Source organism: Mesorhizobium sp. WSM4845 (assembly GCF_055811455.1).
On record NZ_JBVVQA010000005.1, the window covers coordinates 70,695 to 90,245 of the forward strand.

At 63.9% G+C, this 19,551-nt stretch carries 12 protein-coding genes; 8 read left to right on the forward strand and 4 right to left on the reverse strand.

Annotated elements, in window-relative coordinates; translation table 11 throughout:
• Positions 1 to 72 precede the first annotated feature (72 nt).
• From AC0L2C_RS07915 to topA, 3 genes are read right to left on the reverse strand one after another with little or no spacing between them, the layout of a single operon-like run.
• Positions 73 to 525 carry a DUF983 domain-containing protein gene (locus tag AC0L2C_RS07915; protein ID WP_128172325.1) on the reverse strand — a complete coding sequence of 151 codons (453 nt, stop codon included), beginning with the start codon at positions 523 to 525 and terminating at the stop codon, positions 73 to 75.
• A complete protein-coding gene (gene rnr, locus AC0L2C_RS07920; RefSeq protein WP_473523126.1) occupies positions 525 to 2,831 on the reverse strand; it encodes a ribonuclease R in 2,307 nt (768 codons plus the stop codon). The genes AC0L2C_RS07915 and rnr overlap by 1 nt, the downstream gene beginning before the upstream one ends.
• Before the next feature lie 6 nt (positions 2,832 to 2,837).
• Entirely contained in the window at positions 2,838 to 5,477 is a 2,640-nt protein-coding gene (gene topA / locus AC0L2C_RS07925) for a type I DNA topoisomerase (RefSeq protein WP_473523127.1), read from the reverse strand.
• 412 nt (positions 5,478 to 5,889) lie between these two features.
• On the opposite strand from topA, the gene AC0L2C_RS07930 reads away from it, so the two are divergent.
• The 4 genes from AC0L2C_RS07930 (at position 5,890) to AC0L2C_RS07945 (ending at position 11,492) form a co-directional block, all read left to right on the forward strand.
• Complete coding sequence (locus tag AC0L2C_RS07930) at positions 5,890 to 6,636, forward strand: cytochrome c biogenesis CcdA family protein (protein WP_128172328.1); 747 nt, start codon at positions 5,890 to 5,892, stop codon at positions 6,634 to 6,636.
• A 346-nt stretch (positions 6,637 to 6,982) separates the two neighbouring features.
• Complete coding sequence (gene glmU, locus AC0L2C_RS07935; RefSeq protein WP_473523128.1) at positions 6,983 to 8,344, forward strand: bifunctional UDP-N-acetylglucosamine diphosphorylase/glucosamine-1-phosphate N-acetyltransferase GlmU; 1,362 nt, start codon at positions 6,983 to 6,985, stop codon at positions 8,342 to 8,344.
• Between the two features lie 157 nt (positions 8,345 to 8,501).
• Complete coding sequence (gene glmS, locus AC0L2C_RS07940; RefSeq protein WP_027155143.1) at positions 8,502 to 10,325, forward strand: glutamine--fructose-6-phosphate transaminase (isomerizing); 1,824 nt, start codon at positions 8,502 to 8,504, stop codon at positions 10,323 to 10,325.
• Positions 10,326 to 10,733: 408 nt separating this feature from the next.
• Positions 10,734 to 11,492 (forward strand): DUF502 domain-containing protein, encoded by a 759-nt coding sequence (locus AC0L2C_RS07945; protein ID WP_031255660.1) that lies wholly within the window; start codon positions 10,734 to 10,736, stop codon positions 11,490 to 11,492.
• Here the strand turns inward: AC0L2C_RS07945 and recG are convergent.
• Positions 11,444 to 13,531, reverse strand: coding sequence for an ATP-dependent DNA helicase RecG (gene recG / locus AC0L2C_RS07950; protein WP_287174078.1), 2,088 nt, complete (start codon positions 13,529 to 13,531; stop codon positions 11,444 to 11,446). The two genes, AC0L2C_RS07945 and recG, sit on opposite strands and share 49 nt — an antisense overlap.
• A 334-nt stretch (positions 13,532 to 13,865) precedes the next feature.
• Here recG and AC0L2C_RS07955 point away from each other — a divergent pair, with 334 nt between their 5' ends.
• The 4 genes from AC0L2C_RS07955 to AC0L2C_RS07970 all read left to right on the forward strand — a co-directional run bounded on the left by AC0L2C_RS07955 (position 13,866) and on the right by AC0L2C_RS07970 (position 19,550).
• Entirely contained in the window at positions 13,866 to 14,153 is a 288-nt protein-coding gene (locus tag AC0L2C_RS07955; protein WP_128169001.1) for an FAD assembly factor SdhE, read from the forward strand.
• Positions 14,154 to 14,166: 13 nt separating this feature from the next.
• On the forward strand, positions 14,167 to 17,664 hold the full coding sequence (mfd, locus tag AC0L2C_RS07960; protein ID WP_473523129.1) for a transcription-repair coupling factor: 3,498 nt from the start codon (positions 14,167 to 14,169) through the stop codon (positions 17,662 to 17,664).
• A gap of 307 nt (positions 17,665 to 17,971) precedes the next feature.
• Positions 17,972 to 19,345 carry a class II 3-deoxy-7-phosphoheptulonate synthase gene (locus tag AC0L2C_RS07965; RefSeq protein WP_287238076.1) on the forward strand — a complete coding sequence of 458 codons (1,374 nt, stop codon included), beginning with the start codon at positions 17,972 to 17,974 and terminating at the stop codon, positions 19,343 to 19,345.
• A 73-nt stretch (positions 19,346 to 19,418) separates the two neighbouring features.
• The gene (locus tag AC0L2C_RS07970) at positions 19,419 to 19,550 is read left to right on the forward strand and encodes a hypothetical protein (RefSeq protein ID WP_473523211.1); all 132 of its coding nucleotides are present in this window, start codon (positions 19,419 to 19,421) and stop codon (positions 19,548 to 19,550) included.
• Position 19,551 lies beyond the last annotated feature (1 nt).

A 19,551-nucleotide genomic window follows, 5' to 3' on the forward strand; every position in this document is an offset into this window, starting at 1 on the left:
CGCACGACCTAGCGGAATCTTCTTCGATGCGAAAGTGGCGTCCAGCCATGCCGATTTGCGCCAGCCTCGGTTTCAAGCCTCGGGATGCGACTCGATCAGATCTTCTTCCCCGCCGAAGCCGTGCATATAGAACGCCCATTGCAGGCCGATGACGGCGCCCTTGACCGGCTGCAGCAAGACGATCGCCATGAGGATGGTCAGCGGCACCCAGATGGCGATGTGCTGCCAGGTGGACAGAGTGGAGGCCGCTTCGACACCCATGAAGGCGCCGAGCACGATGTGGCCGACGATGGCCACCACCAGATAGGCCGGCAGGTCGTCGGCGCGGTGGTGATGAAGCGCCTCGCCGCAATGATCGCATGTATCGACGGTCTTGACGAAGGCGCGAAACAGCTTTCCCTCGCCGCAATGCGGGCAACGGCCAAGCGCGCCACGCTTCATCGCCGTCCATAGCGGGCGGGCGATCCGGCCCGAGTGCTGTTGGCCGCCGAAAACCTGTTCGTTCATTTTCAGATCGCTTGGCATTACCGTCTCCTGCCGCGCGAGCCTGGACGCGATTGCGACGCACGGGCGCGGCCCTTGGCCTTGTGAAACGACCGTTTGGAGCCGGGCAGCGGCTTTGGGTCGGTCAGCATCTCGAAACGCATCGCGCCGGCCATAGGCGCCACCTCGATCAGGCGAACCTCGACGCGGTCGGCAAGCTGATAGCCCTTGCCGGTGCGTTCTCCGAAAAGCGATCGGGCAGTTTCGTCGTATATATAGTAATCGCCGCCCAGACTTGACACCGGAATGAAACCATCTGCGCCATACTGCGGCAATTGGACAAATAGTCCCGATTTGGTGACGCCCGAAATGCGTGCATCGAAGCGATCGTCGACACGCTCTGCCAGATAGGCGGCGATCAGCCGGTCGACCGTGTCGCGCTCGGCGGCCATGGCGCGGCGCTCGGTGGCTGAGATCAGCGCAGAAACTTCTTCCAGCCGCTCCGCTTCATCCTGCGTCAGTCCGCCTGCACCGAAGCCGAGCGCGGCAATCAGCCCGCGATGCACGATCAGGTCGGCATATCTGCGGATCGGCGAGGTGAAGTGCGCATAGCGTTTCAGGTTAAGGCCGAAATGACCGATATTGCTTGGCGAATATTCGGCTTGCATCTGCGTGCGCAGCACCACCTCGTTGACCAGCCCCTCATGGTCGGCGCCGCGGACGCGATCCAGAATACCGTTGAACTGGTTTGGCCGCATCTGCGCGCCGCGCGCCAGCGACAGGCCAAGCGTCTGCAGGAATTCACGCAGCGATTCCTGCTTGGCCAGCGAAGGTGCGTCATGGATGCGGTAGACCAGCGCCTGTCGTTTCGCCTCCAGCGTCTCGGCCGCCGCGACATTGGCCTGGATCATGAATTCTTCGATCAGCTTGTGCGCGTCGAGCCGCTCCGGCACGACGACGCGGTCGACGGTGCCATCCTCCTTGAGCAGGATTTTCCGCTCCGGCAGTTCGAGCTCGAGCGGCTGGCGCGTCTCACGACCGCGCTTCACCACGGCGTAGGCATCCCACAGCGGCTTCATCACCGTGTCGAGGATCGGGCCGGTCTTGTCGTCCGGCGCGCCGTCGATCGCGGCCTGCGCCTGGCGATAGGCGAGTTTTGCCGCCGATTTCATCATGATGCGGTGGAACGAATGCCTGAGCTTGCGGCCATCGGCCGAGAAGGTCATGCGGACCGCCAGCGCCGGGCGGTCCTGGCCTTCGCGCAGCGAACAAAGGTCGTTGGAGATGCGCTCCGGCAGCATCGGCACGACGCGATCCGGGAAATAGACCGAGTTGCCGCGCTTCAGCGCCTCGCGGTCGAGCGCGGTGCCATAGCGCACATAAGCGGCTACATCGGCAATCGCCACGGTAACGACCACGCCGCCGGGGTTCTTCTCGTCCGGATCTGCTGTCGCGAACACGGCGTCGTCATGGTCTTTGGCGTCGGCCGGGTCGATGGTGACCAGCGGCAGGTCGCGCCAGTCTTCACGGCCGGCCAACGTCGCCGGTTTGACCGCCTCCGCCTCCGCGATGACGTCTGCCGGGAGAATATGCGGAATGTCGTGCGCGTGGATGGCGATCATCGAGACCGCCTTTTCGCTGGTTAGCGAACCCAGCACCGCCAGCACCTTGGCCCTGGGCAGCCCGTAGCGGGAGGCCCGCGCCGGCTCGACCTCGACAAGATCGCCGTTCTTGGCGCCGTTCCGGAATTCCTTGTCGACGACCAGCTCCGGCTGGCGTCTTTCGACAGGCTCGATGCGGAAGGTACCGTCCTGCAGCACGCGAAAAACGCCGAGAACTGCATCGGTGCGCTTCTCGAATATCTTCATCACTCGCCCGGTATAGGCAGGGCCGGTCGGGTCATCGGTTGGAAAGGTCTTGGCCAGCACGCGGTCGCCAATGCCCGGTGTCGGGCCGCCGCCGCCGCGCGACACGCGTATCGCTATGACAGGAGGCTCGCCGTTGCCCACGGCTTCGGTTGGGTGCGCCAAAAGCACGCCGTCGGCGTCGCGGCCAAAGATGTCGAGCACGGCGACATGGGCGAGGGCGCCGACGCGGGCGAGCCGCTTGCGCTCCTTGGTCAGCAGGCCCTCATCCTGCAAGTCGCGCAAAACATCCTTCAGCCAGATACGGTCCTCGCCGCGCAGCGCAAACGCCTTGGCGATGTCGCGTTTGCCTGAGCGATCCGGATTTTCGGCGATGTAGCGCAGGATTTCGTCGCGGGACGGCCGGTAATCATCCTTGACCTTGGCCCGGGTGTCGGCGGTGCGCAGATCGCCATGACTTCTTCCGGATTCCCTGCGCGCCACGATGCACTATCCCTTTTTGTTGGCCACTTTCTGGGCCGCCGGTTTCTGGGCCGCCGGTTTTTTGGCCGCAAGCTTTTTGGCAGGTGCGGCCGCTTTGCGGAAGGGCTTTCTGCCGCCATTGCCGCCCTTGGCTTCCTTCTCGGCAATCAGCGCTACCGCATCCTCGATCGTCACCGACTGCGGGTCCTTGCCCTTCGGCAGCGTCGCATTGACCTTGCCGAAATTGACATAGGGCCCGTATTTGCCGTCACGCACGACGATCTTGCCGCCGCCCGCCGGATGCTCGCCAAGTTCCTTCAAGGCGGCGGGCGTGCCGCCATTTCGACCGCCGGGGCCCTTCAATTGCTTCTCGGCGATCACCGACACGGCGCGGTTGAGACCGATCGAGAACACGTCCTCGATATTGTCGAGATTGGCGTAGGTGCCGTCATGTAGCACGAACGGGCCGTAGCGCCCCAGCCCGGCGGAGATCATCTTGCCGGATTCCGGATGCTTGCCGACGTCGCGCGGCAGCGACAGCAGGGCGAGGGCTTTTTCGTGGTCGATCGAATCGACGGTCCAGCCCTTGGGCAGGCTGGAGCGCTTGGCTTCCTTGCCGTCGCCGCGCTGGACATAGGGGCCGAAACGACCACTGCGCAGCGTGATTTCCTCCGCCGTGTAGGGGTCCTTGCCCAGCACCTTGGTGCCGTCCTCGCCATTGCCGTTTTCGGCATTGGGGTTGGCGGCGTCGCCGAGCTGGCGGGTGAAGGAGCATTCGGGATAGTTCGAGCAGCCGACAAAGGCGCCGAATTTGCCGAGCTTCAGCGACAGGTTGCCGGTGCCGCATTTCGGGCAGATGCGGGGGTTCGAGCCGTCCTCCCGCGCCGGAAACACCAGCGGCGCCAGTTCCTCGTTGAGGGCGTCGAGCACATCGGTGACGCGCAATTCCTTGATGTCGGCGACGGCGCCTGAAAAGTCCTTCCAGAAATCGCGCAGCACATCCTTCCAGGCGAGCTTGCCGTCGGAAATCTCGTCGAGTTTTTCCTCGAGCGAGGCGGTGAAATCATACTCGACATAGCGCTCGAAGAAGCTTTCGAGGAAGGCCGACAACAGCCGGCCCTTGGCCTGCGGCAACAGCTTGCGCTTGTCCATGCTGACGTAGTCGCGGTCCTCCAGCGTCTTCAGGATCGCCGTGTAGGTCGACGGCCGGCCGATGCCGAGCTCTTCCAGCTTCTTGATCAGCGAGGCTTCCGAATAGCGCGGCGGCGGTTCGGTGGTGTGCTGGGTGGCGTTGATCGCCTCGCGCTCGAGTTGTTCGCCGGCACGGATCTCGGGTAGACGGCGGTCTTCCTCGTCTTCCGCATCCTCGTCCTTCTGGTCGGTATAGGCGGCAATGAAGCCATCGAAGCGAATGACCGAACCGACGGCGCGAAGCTCCGCGCTGCGGCCGCCGTTGACCGCCTCGATCTCGACCGTGGTACGCTCGATCTCGGCCGGCTGCATCTGGCTGGCGATGGCGCGTTTCCAGACAATCTCGTAAAGCCGCGCCTGGTCGGCATCGAGATATTGCCTGACCGAAGCCGGCGTGCGCATGAAGTCGGTCGGGCGGATCGCTTCGTGCGCTTCCTGGGCGTTCTTGGCCTTGGTGGTGTAGTTGCGCGGCCTTTCGGGCAGGTATTTTGGGCCGAACTCTTTTGCGATCGCATCGCGCGCGGCTGATATCGCCTCGGGCGCCATCTGCACGCCGTCGGTTCGCATATAGGTGATCAGGCCGGTGGTCTCGCCGCCGATGTCCATGCCTTCATAGAGCCGCTGCGCCACCTGCATGGTGCGGCTTGCCGAAAAACCGAGGCGCGAGGAGGCGGCCTGCTGCAACGTCGAGGTGGTGAAGGGCGGGCCTGGATTGCGCCTGGTCGGCTTGGCTTCGACCGACAGCGCCTTGAAGGTCGCGCCATCCAGCATCGCCTTGATGTTGTCGGCCTGCGCCTTGTTCGAAATGTCGAGCTTTTGCAGCTTCTTGCGATCGAAGGCAGTCAGCCGCGCCTCGAAATTATCCTTGCGCGGCGTGCCGAGAATGGCGGCGATCTGCCAGTATTCCTCGCGGATGAAGCGCTCGATTTCCAATTCGCGGTCGCAGACGAGGCGCAGCGCCACCGACTGGACGCGGCCGGCAGAGCGGGCGCCCGGCAGCTTGCGCCACAGCACGGGCGACAGCGTGAATCCGACGAGATAGTCGAGCGCGCGGCGGGCGAGATAGGCGTCGACCAGCGGCGCATCGATCTGGCGCGGATTGGCCATCGCTTCTAGCACCGACGATTTGGTGATGGCGTTGAAGACGACGCGGCTGACCGGCTTGTCCTTCAGCGCACGCTTCTGCTTCAGCACTTCAAGGACATGCCAGGAAATGGCTTCGCCCTCGCGGTCCGGATCGGTGGCGAGGATCAGGCCGTCGGCGTCCTTGACCGCCTTGGCGATGTCGGCAAGACGTTTGCTCGAGGCGGTGTCGACAGCCCAGGACATGGCAAAATCCTCGTCCGGACGCACCGAGCCATCCTTGGCCGGCAGATCGCGGACGTGGCCGAACGAGGCCAGGACCTTGTAGTTCTTTCCGAGGTACTTGTTGATTGTCTTCGCTTTGGCCGGCGATTCGACGACGACGACGTCCATGAGGTCTCATATCAGCTGTGGTGCGGCAGAAGAATTCCGCTGCGCGCGACGAAATCTCGTATAATTGTCGCTCACATGGCCGTGCTTTTGCATCCGGTCAAGGGGAGGCGCCCAAAATGCAGTCCTGCATTGAGGGGTGCGTCATGTGATATCCGCAATCCTGGATAGCGAGAGCGGCTGCCCTGATCGTTGGACAAACCGGCAATGAATCCGGGAGAACGGGACAAATACTTCCGCGGATATAAGAGAAACATCGATCACGCGCCAGCCCTGGTTTGAAGAGACGGCCGGCACGATGCGACGTTGACGGGCGAGACAGGCGTGGCAAGCGGCCGTCTGCGCCACGCGATGGTGATTGGCGGATCGGCGCGGTCGCCGCTATATGGCAGCGCAAACCATCAGGAGTTCGGGAATGGCGTTGGATATCGGCTATGTCAGCGCGGTCGGGGCGGGGGCGATCTCGTTCCTGTCGCCTTGCGTGCTGCCGCTGGTGCCGCCCTATCTCTGCTATATGGCCGGCGTGTCGGTCGACGATTTCCGCGGCAATGCCGGCGTCACCGCCAAGGCCGACGCACGCGGCGCGCTGCTTTTTGCCTCGATCGCCTTCGTTCTCGGCTTCTCGACCGTCTTCGTGGCGCTGGGCGCCGGCGCCTCGACCATCGGCCGGCTGCTGCGCGTCTGGCAGGAGCCGCTGGCGATGGCGGCTGGCGTGCTCATCATCCTGATGGGGCTGAATTTTCTCGGCATATTGCGCATCCCGCTGCTGTCGCGTGAGGCGCGCTTCCAGTCGCAGGGCAAGCCGGCCAGTATCGTTGCCGCATACGTCATGGGGCTGGCCTTCGCCTTCGGCTGGACACCCTGTATCGGACCGGTGCTGGGGCCGATCCTGACGCTGGCCGGCGGCCGCGAGACGGTGGGCGAGGGCGCGGCTCTGCTTGCCGCCTATTCGCTCGGCCTCGGCATCCCGTTCCTGGTCGCGGCGCTGTTTTCCGGCGCCTTCATGCGCTTTCTCGCAAAATTCCGCGTCCATCTCGGCCGCGTCGAAAAGGCAATGGGCGCGCTGCTGGTCGTCGCGGGCGTGTTTTTTCTGACCGGCGGCGTGCAGGCTGCATCCTACTGGCTGCTGGAGAATTTCCCGGTGCTGGGGCAGTTGGGATAGGTACAGCGATCGCAACTGGCTTGGCCGGCAGGACAATCGCTTCAGGTCTGCGCTGCCCCTCATTGCCCTGCCGGGCATTTCTCCCCGTATAGTGACGGGGAGAAAGACGCCTTCGCAAAGGATTTCGCCAATCTCCACCGTTGCAGAAAGCGAGCCGAGGTTGCGGCCAGCCCCCTTCGCCCCGTCACTAAACGGGGAGAAGGTGCCGGCAGGCGGATAAGGGGCAGCGCCGACTTCGAAAATTGGACTGCCGCACCGTCTCACCGGAATTTAACCGCATTGGTGCAGCATTGCGCCAACACTAGACATGCCTTGATCCCCAACCCTTTTCAAATGGTCGCATTCCATGAGCCAGAGAACCTGCCTGTCCGTCATCCTCGCCGCCGGCGAAGGCACGCGCATGAAAAGCGATGTGCCAAAAGTGCTGCACCCGATCGCCGGCCTGCCGATGGTCGCCCATGTCGTCAAGGCTGCGGAAGCCGCAGGCAGCGGTGATCTGGCGCTGGTGATCGGCCATGGCGCGGACGAGATGCGCAAGGCCACGCAAAAATTCGCGCCGAAGGCGGAGACCTTCGTCCAGGACAAGCGGCTCGGCACGGCGCATGCCGCGCTGGCGGCTCGCGATGCGATCGCAAAGGGTTACGACGACATCCTCGTCATGTTCGGCGATACGCCGTTGATCGATCCGGAGGTGCTGACGGCTGCGCGCCTGAAGCTGGCTGATGGCGCTGCCGTCGTTGTGGTCGGCTTCCGCACCTCAAATCCGTCCGGCTATGGCCGGCTGATCGAAAAGGGCGGCAAGCTCGTCGCCATCCGCGAGGAAAAGGACTGCACCGACGAGGAGAAGAAAATCACCTTCTGCAATGGCGGTCTGATGGCGGTTGCAGGCAAGCACGCGCTGCAGCTGCTCGACCAGGTCGGCAACGACAACGCCAAGGGCGAATATTACCTCACCGACATCGTCGAGATCGCGGGCGGGCAAGGCCTTAATGTCATCGCCGCAGAAGCTGGCTTTGAGAATGTGCTCGGCATCAACAACCGCGCCGAACTGGCTGCGGCCGAAGGCATCTGGCAGGCGCGCCGGCGGCGCGAGGCCATGCTCTCCGGGGTTTCGCTGATCGCGCCCGAAACCGTCTTCTTTTCGCACGATACCGAGATCGGCGCCGACACGATCGTCGAGCCCAATGTCTGGTTCGGGCCGGGCGTGACAATCGCCACCGGTGCCAGGATCCATGCCTTCAGCCATATTGAAGGCGCCACGATCGCTTCGAATTGCGCTGTTGGTCCGTTTGCGCGGCTGCGGCCGGGTTCCGATCTCAAGCAAAAAGCCAAGGTCGGCAATTTCTGCGAGGTCAAGCAGGCGACGGTCGAGGAGGGCGCCAAGGTCAATCACCTGACCTATATCGGCGATGCCCGCGTCGGCGCCGGCGCCAATATTGGCGCTGGAACCATCACCTGCAATTATGACGGCTACTCGAAATTCTTCACCGACATCGGCGAAGGCGCCTTCGTCGGCTCGAATTCGTCGCTGGTGGCGCCTGTCACAATCGGCAAGGGCGGCTACGTCGCTTCGGGCAGCGTGATCACCGAAAGCGTGCCCGACGATGCGCTCGCCTTCGGCCGCGCCCGCCAGAGGACGCTGCCTGGCAAAGGCAAGGAATTGCGCGAGCGTTTTGCTGCGGCTGCGGCGGCCCGGAAAAAAGGCTAGCCTGGCTGCTGTAACCGGATTGCAAGAGCGCCCTGTCATGGTGCATTTGTGCAGAACCGTTCCGGCTGATACGGAACGAAGCGCAATGTGATTTTTGCGGCAGCCCGGCCAACCCTAAATGGCGCCGGGTTTTCAGCCGGAATCGAGGGCAACGTCTATGTGCGGTATCGTCGGAATTGTCAGTCACTCGCCGGTCGCGCCGCTCATCGTCGATGCGCTGAAAAGGCTCGAATATCGCGGTTATGATTCGGCCGGCGTCGCCACTGTCGAGCACGGCCAGCTGGCGCGTCGCCGCGCCGAGGGCAAGCTGATCAATCTCGAACGCCGGCTGAAGGACGAACCGCTCGACGGCATGATCGGCATCGGCCACACGCGCTGGGCGACGCACGGCGTGCCCAACGAGACCAATGCGCATCCGCATTTTTCCGACGGCGTCGCCATCGTCCACAACGGCATCATTGAGAATTTCGCCGAATTGCGCGACGAGCTGATGCGCGACGGCTACACATTTTCATCGCAGACCGACACCGAGGTCGTCGCACACCTGGTGGGGCGCGAACTGGCCAGGGGCCTGCAGCCGGTCGAGGCCGCGCACCAGGCGCTGAAGCGGCTGGAAGGCGCCTTTGCGCTGGCCATCATGTTCAGGGGAGACGAGGATCTCATCGTTGGCGCGCGCAACGGCCCGCCGCTGGCCGTCGGCCATGGCGATGGCGAGATGTTTTTGGGCTCCGACGCCATCGCGCTTGCCCCCTTCACCAATTCGATCACCTATCTGGAGGATGGCGACTGGGCGGTGGTGCGTCGCAACGACGTCGCCATCTTCGACATGGACGGCAACAAGGTCGACCGCAAGCGCCAGCAGTCGCTCAGCACCAGCTTCATGGTCGACAAGGGCAACCGGCGCCATTTCATGGAGAAGGAAATCCATGAACAGCCCGAGGTGATCTCGCACACGCTGGCGCATTATGTGGATTTCGTTGGCGGCGTCTCGAAGCCGCTCGACCTGCCGTTCGATTTCGCCAAAATCGACCGGCTGGCGATTTCGGCCTGCGGCACTGCCTATCTGGCCGGCCTGATCAGCAAATATTGGTTCGAGCGCTATGCGCGGCTGCCGGTCGACATCGATGTCGCTTCGGAATTCCGTTACCGTGAAATGCCGCTGTCGAAGACAGACGCCGCCTTCTTCATCTCGCAATCGGGCGAGACCGCCGACACGCTGGCCTCGCTGCGCTATTGCCGCAAAGCGGGCATGAAGATCGGCGCGGTCGTCAATGTCCGCGAATCGACGATGGCGCGTGAATCCGACGTTATCCTGCCGACGCTGGCCGGGCCGGAGATCGGCGTCGCCTCGACCAAGGCCTTCACCTGTCAATTGTCGGTGCTGGCCTCGCTTGCCGTGCGGGCCGGCGTGGCGCGCGGTACGATTTCGCAGGAACAGGAAACGACGCTGGTCCGCCAACTGTCGGAAGCGCCGCGCTATGCCAACCAGGTCCTGAAACTCGACGGCCAGATCGAAAAGGTCGCGCGCGACCTCTCGCACTACAAGAACGTGCTCTATCTTGGCCGCGATACCAATTTCCCGCTGGCCATGGAAGGCGCGCTGAAGCTCAAGGAAATCTCCTATATCCATGCCGAGGGCTATGCTGCCGGCGAGCTGAAGCACGGGCCGATCGCGCTGATCGACGAGAACATGCCGGTGATCGTCATTGCCCCGCATGACCGGATTTTTGAAAAAACCGTGTCGAACATGCAGGAAGTGGCGGCGCGCGGCGGCAAGATCATCCTGATCACCGACAGCAAGGGTGCCGCGCACGCCACGGTGAAGACGATGGAGACGATCGTGCTGCCGGACGTGCCGGAAATCATCTCGCCGATCATCTACGCGCTGCCGATCCAGATGCTGGCCTATTTCACCGCGGTGTTCATGGGCACCGACGTCGACCAGCCGCGCAACCTGGCGAAATCGGTGACGGTGGAATAGCGGTCGCCGCGGCTGGATGCATGTATCAATTCCTGATACGTCTTCCTTGCGTGCAGCTTGGCTATTAGCGGAAACGCCCATCGCTTCGTCATCCTGGGGCGGAGCAAGGAGCGCAGCGACGCAGCGAAGACCCTAGGATCCATGCCGCGACTTCTGAGCAATGCTGCGGCGCAAATTCTGCTCCGCTGCACTCCTCGGCTAAGGTTATGGCATGGATCCCAGGGTCTCCGCGACGGAGCTTCGCTCCTGCTTCGCCCAGGGATGACGAAGTTGGGGATGAAACTCGCGCCGGAACTTGAGAAGATCGAGCCGCTGGAAGTCGCGGCATAGTTGATCTTTTAAAAATTGCAGTTCCAAAGCCGGATGCGGTTCATTAATGTCGCGCCGCAATCAGCGCTGCGGTGAACCATGTCCGATGCTTCCAAGACCTCAGGCATGACCCGGCTGCGGAATTACTTTCTGACAGGCTTTGTCGTCTGCGCGCCGCTGGCGATCACCGCCTACATCGCCTGGTCGTTCATCGGCTGGGTCGATTCCTGGGTGAAACCCTATATTCCGGCGCGTTACAACCCCGATAGCTATCTGCCGGCGCCGGTTCCGGGATTCGGGCTGATCGTCGCCTTGATCCTGATCACCCTGATCGGTTTCCTGACCGCCAATATCGTCGGCCGGGCTATCGTCTTGTTCGGCGAGCGGCTGCTCGGCCGCATGCCGCTGGTGCGCGGCATCTATGGGTCGCTGAAGCAGATCTTCGAGACCGTGCTGTCGAACAAGGGCGACATGTTCCGCCAGGTCGGGCTGGTCGAATACCCGCGCAAGGGCGTCTGGTCGCTGGTCTTCGTTGCCAGCGAGAAGGAAACCGAGATCAACCAGAAGCTCGACCAGGAGGGTGATCCGCTGATCGCGGTGTTCATGCCGTGCACGCCCAACCCGACCACCGGCTTCCTGATGTATGTGCCGAAATCCGATATCGTGCTGCTCGACATGACGATCGAGGACGGCGCCAAGCTGATCGTTTCGGCAGGGCTGGTGGCGCCGGCGGTCAAGACGAACATGGTGACGTTGAACGGCAAGCCGATCGGCGGCCAGATCGGCAATCCGCCGGTGGATGCCGAGCCTCAGCCGGCGCGCAAGAGCCGCACCGCCTCGTCGCGTCCGAACAAATAGAGCAGCATGCGAAGGGCGGCGCCGCGTTCGGATTGCAGTTCCGGATCGCGCGACAGGATCAGCCGCGCGTCGTCGCGAGCGGCTTCGAGCAGGTCGGCATGCGCCTCGATGCGCGCCACCTGGAAGCCAGGGGTGCCGGACTGGCGGGTGCCGAGCAACTCGCCTTCGCCGCGCAGCTTCAGATCCTCCTCGGCGATGCGAAACCCATCCTCGGTTTCGCGCATCACCGACAGCCGGCGCGTTGCCGTCTCGCCGAGCGGATCCTTGTAGAGCAGCACGCAGGACGACGGTTTTTCGCCGCGACCGACCCGGCCGCGCAACTGGTGCAACTGAGCGAGGCCGAAGCGCTCGGCATGCTCGATGACCATGATCGTCGCATCCGGCACATCGACGCCGACCTCGATGACCGTGGTGGCGATCAGGATGCGTGTCTCGCCGGCCTTGAAGGCGCGCATCGCCTCGTCTTTTTCGGCGCCCTTCATGCGGCCGTGCACCAGGCCGATCCGGTCGCCGAACAGCGGCTTCAAGGAGGCAAAACGGTCCTCCGCCGACATCAGCTTGATCTCTTCGGACTCCTCGACCAGCGGACAGATCCAATAAATCTTCTGGCCGTCGGCGACTGCGTCGCGCATGCGGCCGACAAGTTCGTCGAGCCGCTCGAGCGGCAGGGTGGCGGTGCGGATCGGTTGGCGCCCGGCCGGTTTTTCCGTCAGCTTCGACACATCCATGTCGCCGAAAGCAGTCAGCACCAGCGTGCGCGGGATCGGCGTCGCCGTCATCACCAGCATGTCGGGCGCGTCGCCCTTGGCGGTGATGGCCAGCCGCTGGTGGACGCCAAACCGGTGCTGTTCGTCGATGACGGCGAGGACCAGGTCGTGGAACGTCACCGTTTGCTGGAACAGCGCATGGGTGCCGACGACGATGTCGATCTCGCCACTGGCCAGGCCGGTCAGCGTCTCGGCGCGCTCGCGGCCCTTTTCGCGGCCGGTGAGGATGGCGATGCGCAGGCCGGCTTGTTCCGCCAACGGCGCAATCGTCGCAAGATGCTGGCGCGCCAAAATTTCGGTCGGCGCCATCAATGCCGCCTGGCCGCCGGCCTCGACAGCGCGCGCCATGGCGAGCAGCGCGACAACCGTCTTGCCTGACCCGACATCACCCTGCAGAAGGCGCAGCATGCGTTCGGGGTCACCGAGATCGGCATTGATTTCGGCAAGCGCCATTTCCTGCGAATTGGTCAGCGAATAGGGAAGGGCGGCGCGCAGCTTTTCGACGAAGCGGCCGTCCCCGACCAGCGGCCGGCCGGACAGGCGGCGGACTTTTGCGCGCACCAGCGCCAGCGACACCTGGCCTGCCAGAAACTCGTCATAGGCGAGACGCCGCCAGGCCGCGCCGTCGACGGACACGTCGATCGGGTCGGCGGGATTGTGGATGCGGGAGAGAGCATCACCGAAGGCGGGAAAGCTGCGGCGGCGCAGAAACTCACCCTCCTGCCATTCCGGCAGCACCGGCAAGCGAGCGAGCGCCTGGCCGATTGCCCGGCGCAGCACTTTTCCCGAGAGGCCGGCGGTGAGCGGATAGACCGGCTCGACCAGCGGCAGGTTTTCCACTTCGCTGGCCAGCGCGATGTGGTCGGGATGAACCATGGTCGGGCGGCCGTTGAACCATTCCATGCGGCCGGAGACCACGACATGCTCGCCCTCCGGCATCGTCTTTTCGAGATAGGCGGCATGCGCATGGAAGAAGGTCAGCGCGATCTCGCCGGTGTCGTCATGGGCGTAAACCCGGTACGGCACCGATCGGTTGCCGCGCGGCGGCGGTTGGTGGCGATCGATGCGCACTTCGAGGGTGACGATCGCGCCTTCGACCGAACCGGCGATGCCCGGCCGGTTGCGGCGGTCGATCACCGAATGCGGCAGCACGAACAGAAGATCGCCGGCACGTGCGGGGCGGCGGTCGCCGAGATCGGCCGGCACGATTTTCTCGATCAGGGCGCCGACCTTCGGCCCGACGCCGGCAAGCGAGGTGATCGGGACAAACATCGGATCGAGGAGGGAAGGTCTCACGGGTGAGAGACCACGCGATGTCGGCGCTCACCCCCCTCTGGCCTGCCGGCCATCTCCCCCTCAAGGGGGGAGATCGGCAGCTTTGCCGACAGCGTGCCTTCTACAGCATTGGAGATTTGCGAAAGCAGAAACAACATCCAATCTCCCCCCTTGAGGGGGAGATGTCCGGCGGGACAGAGGGGGGTCTTAGCGCCGACGGTGTCAGGAGTGTATGCCACAACGGGATGTTAGACACCCGCCGGACCGTTGCAAGGCTGACACCGCGCTCTATCCACGCTATATGCGCCGCTTCAGGCAAGGATGCTGGACAATGACCGGAACAAGACGATCAAGCGAGGGGCTCGATGCCCGCCGCCGCAAGCTTCTGTTTCGATCCTGGCATCGCGGCATGCGCGAAATGGACCTTATTCTCGGCAGTTTCGCCGACGCCGAGATCGGCGCCTTGACCGGCGACGAACTCGACCAATATGAGAGGCTCCTCGAAATTGCCGACACCGAATTCCTGCCCGTGATCACCGGCGAGCGGCCGATTCCGGCTGACATCGACTGTGCCGTCCTGCAAAAAATCCTGGCGTCGCGCCAGGCGATGACATTCTGAAATACGTGATTTCATGAGCCTGATCCCCACCATCGGCCTGCCGAAAGGCCGCGCAGGCCAGTTCATCGTCGACGGCGTCGCCGACGGTTACGAAGCCTTCGCGCTGGTGCAGGCCGCGCACGAGATCGCGCCCGACAAGCCGGTGCTGTTCGTGGCACGCGACGGCCAGCGCCTGCCTTCGATCGTCGAGGCGCTTTCATTCGCCGCGCCTGGCCTGCCGGTGCTCGAACTGCCGGCCTGGGACTGTCTGCCCTATGACCGCGTTTCGCCCGCCTCGGATGCAGCCGCGCGGCGGCTGGACGCGCTCACCGCGATGATCGCGCTGGCAAAAAACCCACACCGCGCCGTCATCCTGACTACCGCCAACGCGCTGCTGCAGCGCATTCCGCCGGCAGGCCTTGTCGAGGCGCAGACATTTCACGCCAAACCCGGCAACCAGATCGACATGAACGCACTGGCGTCGCGGCTGGAGATATCAGGCTTCGAGCGGGTGCCGACCGTGCGCGGCGTCGGCGAGTTCGCCGTGCGCGGCGGCATTCTGGACCTGTTGGCGCCGGGCTGGACGGAAGCCCTCAGGCTCGATTTCTTCGGCGATACGCTGGAATCGATCCGCGTCTTCGACGCCGCCACGCAGCGCACCACCGGCCAGCGCAAGTCGATGGCGCTGCAGGCGATGAGCGAAGTGGCGCTGACGCCGGAGACCATCAGCCGCTTCCGCCGCTCCTACATCGACGCTTTTGGCGCGCCCTCGCGTGACGATGGGCTCTATGCGGCGGTCAGCGAGGGACGGCGTTTTGCCGGCATGGAGCACTGGCTGCCGTTCTTCTACGAGCGGCTGGAGACGGTGTTCGACTATCTGCCGGACACGCCTGTCGTGTTCGATCATCTGGCGCATGAGGCGCTGGCGGAGCGCCATGCGCTGATCCTCGACCATTACGAGGCGCGCAGGAAGCAGGCCGACGGCGCGCTGAAGGACGCCGTCCCCTACAAGCCGGTGCCGCCCGACCTGCTTTATCTGTCGCCGGAAAACCTCATCGCCTCGCTTGGCCCGCGCGAGGCGATCGACTTCACGCCGTTCGACGCGCCCGACGCCGGCGCCAGGAAAATCTTCCATGCCGGGTCGCGGCATGGCCGCAGCTTCGTCGAGGAACGCGCCGACCCCAACGTCAACGTCTTCGACGTCGTTGTAAAACACATCGCCGACGAGCGCGCCGCCCGCCGCCGCGTCGTCGTCGCCGGCTGGACCGAAGGTTCGCTCGACCGGCTCGGCCAGATCCTGGCCGAGCATCATCTCGGCAACCTCGAGCCGGTGGCTACGCTGGCCGAGGCGGAAAAGCTCGAACCGGGGCAGGCGGGACTTGCCGTGCTGCCGCTCGAATCCGGCTTCGAGACCGAGAAAATGGTCGTCGTCGCCGAACAGGACATTCTGGGCGACCGGCTCATCCGTCGCTCGAAGCGCAAGAAGCGCCCTTCCGATTTCATCGCCGAGGCCTCGGCTTTGGCCTCCGGCGACATCGTCGTCCATAGCGACCACGGTATTGGCCGCTTCATCGGGCTGCGCACCATCGAGGCGGTCGGCGCACCGCATGATTGCCTCGAAATCCATTACGCCGGCGACGACCGGCTGTTCCTGCCGGTGGAGAACATCGAGCTTTTGTCGCGCTATGGCTCGGATTCGGCCGAAGCGACATTGGACAAGCTTGGCGGCGGCGCCTGGCAGTCCAGAAAAGCGCGGCTGAAGAAACGCCTGCTCGACATGGCCGGACAGTTGATCCGCATCGCCGCCGAGCGGCAGATGCGCGCTGCCCCTTCGCTGGTGCCGGCAGACGGTCTCTATGACGAATTCGCCGCGCGGTTTCCCTATGAGGAGACCGACGATCAGCAGACGGCGATCGATTCGGTCATGGGCGACCTGGGCGCCGGCAAGCCGATGGACCGGCTGATCTGCGGCGATGTCGGCTTCGGCAAGACGGAGGTCGCCCTTCGCGCCGCCTTCATTGCGGCGATGGAAGGCTTTCAGGTCGCGGTGGTGGTGCCGACAACGCTGCTGTCGCGCCAGCATTTCAACACCTTCTCGCAGCGCTTCTCCGGCCTGCCGATCCGCGTCGCCCAGGCCTCGCGGCTGGTCGGTGCCAAGGAACTGGCAGAGGCCAAGAAAGGCATCGCCGACGGCACCGTCGACATCGTCATCGGCACTCACGCGCTGCTCGGCTCGTCGATCTCGTTCAAGAATCTCGGCCTGTTGATCATCGACGAGGAACAGCATTTTGGCGTCAAGCACAAGGAGCGGCTGAAGGACCTGAAGAGCGACGTGCATGTGCTGACGCTGTCGGCGACGCCGATCCCGCGCACGCTGCAACTGGCTTTGACCGGGGTGCGCGAACTGTCGCTGATCGCCACGCCGCCGGTCGACCGCCTGGCGGTGCGCACCTTCATCTCGCCTTTCGATCCGCTGGTCATCCGCGAGACCCTGCTGCGGGAACGCTACCGCGGCGGTCATTCCTTCTATGTCGTGCCACGTATCAGCGATCTGGCGGAAATTCATGATTTCCTTCGTGAATCCGTGCCAGAGCTAAAGGTGGCTGTCGCTCACGGCCAGATGCCGCCCGGCGAGCTCGACGACATCATGAACGCCTTCTACGACGGCCAGTACGATGTGCTGTTGTCGACCACCATCGTCGAATCCGGCCTCGATATCCCGACCGCCAACACGCTGATCGTGCATCGCGCCGACATGTTTGGCCTGTCGCAGCTCTACCAGCTGCGCGGCCGCGTCGGCCGCTCCAAGGTGCGCGCCTATGCGCTGTTCACGCTGCCGGCCAACCGCAAGCTGACCGATACCGCCGAGCGCCGGCTGAAGGTGCTGCAGTCGCTCGACACGCTCGGCGCCGGTTTCCAGCTCGCCAGCCACGATCTCGACATCCGCGGTGCCGGCAATCTTCTCGGCGAGGAACAGTCCGGCCACATCAAGGAGGTCGGCTTCGAGCTCTACCAGCAGATGCTGGAAGAGGCCGTCGCCGAGGTCAAGGATTCCGGCGAGGTGCAGGATGGCGGCTGGTCGCCGCAGATTGCCGTCGGCACGGCGGTGATGATCCCGGAAAGCTATGTTCCGGACCTGCAGCTGCGGCTGGCGCTCTACCGCCGCCTCGGCGATCTCGAAAACACCGAGGAGATCGACGCTTTCGGCGCCGAGCTCATCGACCGCTTCGGACCGTTGCCGGAGGAAGTGAAGCATCTCTTGAAGATCGTCTTCATCAAGGCGCTGTGCCGCAAGGCCAATGTCGAAAAGCTCGATGCCGGGCCAAAGGGCGTCGTCATCCATTTCCGCAAGCGCGAGTTCTCCAACCCCGTCGGACTGGTCACCTTCATCGGCGAACAGGGTTCGCTGGCCAAGATCCGGCCGGACCACAGCGTCGTCTTCGTCCGCGACTGGCCGACACCTGAAAAGCGGCTGGCCGGTTCAGCGGTCGTCATGACGCAGCTGGCAAGGCTGGTGGAGAAGGCGGCTTAGCGCGGCTCAGCCGGCTCCCCCTCCTCCCCTTGTGGGAGAAGGTGGCCGCGAAGCGGTCGGATGAGGGGTGTTCCAGCTTGGCAAAACCGTGCTCCGGCCAACACCCCTCATCCGTCTTGGCGCTGCGCGCCAATCCACATTCTCCCACAAGGGGAGAAGGAAAGACAGGCGGCGAGCTTGCGCCATTCGCCACCACCGAAATTCCGGTCTAGAATAGGAAATCGGCTTCGTGTATGGAGCCGCGATCCCCATATTGGGGCGAAATGGCGGGCGACAGCACCCGCTGGAAAGAATTTTGGGTGCAACGATGACGAAATGGTCGCCGAATTCGTGGAGAGCAAAGCCGATCCAGCAGGTTCCTGCCTATCCGGATCTTGCCGCGCTGAAGAACACGGAAGCCCAGCTCGCCACCTTTCCACCGCTGGTTTTTGCAGGTGAGGCACGCAAGCTGAAGAAGCAGCTTGCGACCGTCGCTGCCGGTGACGCATTCCTTCTGCAGGGCGGCGATTGCGCCGAGAGTTTTGCCGAACATGGCGCGGACAACATCCGCGACTTCTTCCGCGTCTTCCTGCAGATGTCCGTGGTGCTGACCTTCGCCGGCGCGCAGCCGGTGGTGAAGGTCGGCCGTGTTGCCGGCCAGTTCGCCAAGCCGCGCTCGTCCGACAACGAGACCAAGGTCGGCGTGACGCTGCCCAGCTATCGCGGCGACATCATCAACGGCATCGAATTCGACGCCAAGTCGCGCATTCCCGATCCCGCACGCCAGGAGATGGCCTACCGCCAGTCGGCGGCGACGCTCAACCTGTTGCGCGCGTTTGCGCAGGGCGGCTACGCCAGCCTGGAGAACGTGCATCAATGGATGCTCGGCTTCGTGTCCGACAGCCCGCAGGGCGAGAAATACGAGTCGCTCGCCAACCGCATCACCGAGACGATGGACTTCATGAAGGCTGTCGGCATCACCTCGGAGACCAATTACGCGCTGCGCGAGACCGACTTCTATACCAGCCACGAGGCGCTGCTGCTCGGCTACGAGGAGGCGCTGACCCGCGTCGATTCGACCTCGGGCGACTGGTATGCAACCTCCGGCCACATGATCTGGATCGGCGATCGCACCCGCCAGCCCGACCATGCCCATGTCGAATACTGCCGTGGCATCAAGAACCCGCTTGGCCTGAAATGCGGCCCGTCACTGACGCCGGACGGCTTGCTGCAGCTCATCGACCTGCTCAATCCGGAAAACGAGCCCGGCCGGCTGACGCTGATCGCGCGCTTCGGCTCCGACAAGGTCGCCGAGCATCTGCCGAAGCTGGTGCGCGCAGTGCAGAAGGAAGGCCGCAGCGTGGTGTGGTCGTCGGACCCGATGCATGGCAACACGATCGAGGCCGCCGGCTACAAGACACGGCCGTTCGACCGCATCCTGAAGGAGGTGCAGAGCTTCTTCGAGGTGCATCGCGCCGAAGGCACGCATCCGGGCGGCATCCATATCGAGATGACCGGCAAGAACGTCACCGAATGCACCGGTGGCGCCCGCGCCATCACCGCCGAGGAATTGCAGGACCGCTACCACACCCATTGCGACCCGCGCCTCAACGCCGACCAGGCGATCGAACTGGCGTTCCTGGTCTCGGACCTGCTCAAGAAGAGCCACCCGGTTCAGCACAAGCAGGCCGTCAACGGCTGATTTCAGTCACCATCGATCAGATCTTGCCGCGCATCTGGCACGCTCCGGTCTGATCGACGAGTACCGGCTCTACATCCACCCGGTCGTGCTTGGCGGCGGCAAGCCGTATTTCCAGTCCGGCCTGTCGCTGACCTTGAAGCCGCTTGGTAAGGAAAGCCTAACCCAGGGCGTGACGCTGCTGCGCTACGCACCCGCCGGTTTTTAGC

Coding starts and splice junctions, on each gene's coding strand:
- AC0L2C_RS07915 (WP_128172325.1), bottom strand. CDS start 525: ATGCCAAGCGATCTGAAAATGAACGAACAGGTTTTCGGCGGCCAACAG.
- topA (WP_473523127.1), bottom strand. CDS start 5,477: ATGGACGTCGTCGTCGTCGAATCGCCGGCCAAAGCGAAGACAATCAAC.
- AC0L2C_RS07930 (WP_128172328.1), top strand. CDS start 5,890: ATGGCGTTGGATATCGGCTATGTCAGCGCGGTCGGGGCGGGGGCGATC.
- glmU (WP_473523128.1), top strand. CDS start 6,983: ATGAGCCAGAGAACCTGCCTGTCCGTCATCCTCGCCGCCGGCGAAGGC.
- glmS (WP_027155143.1), top strand. CDS start 8,502: ATGTGCGGTATCGTCGGAATTGTCAGTCACTCGCCGGTCGCGCCGCTC.
- AC0L2C_RS07945 (WP_031255660.1), top strand. CDS start 10,734: ATGTCCGATGCTTCCAAGACCTCAGGCATGACCCGGCTGCGGAATTAC.
- recG (WP_287174078.1), bottom strand. CDS start 13,531: ATGTTTGTCCCGATCACCTCGCTTGCCGGCGTCGGGCCGAAGGTCGGC.
- AC0L2C_RS07955 (WP_128169001.1), top strand. CDS start 13,866: ATGACCGGAACAAGACGATCAAGCGAGGGGCTCGATGCCCGCCGCCGC.
- mfd (WP_473523129.1), top strand. CDS start 14,167: ATGAGCCTGATCCCCACCATCGGCCTGCCGAAAGGCCGCGCAGGCCAG.
- AC0L2C_RS07965 (WP_287238076.1), top strand. CDS start 17,972: ATGACGAAATGGTCGCCGAATTCGTGGAGAGCAAAGCCGATCCAGCAG.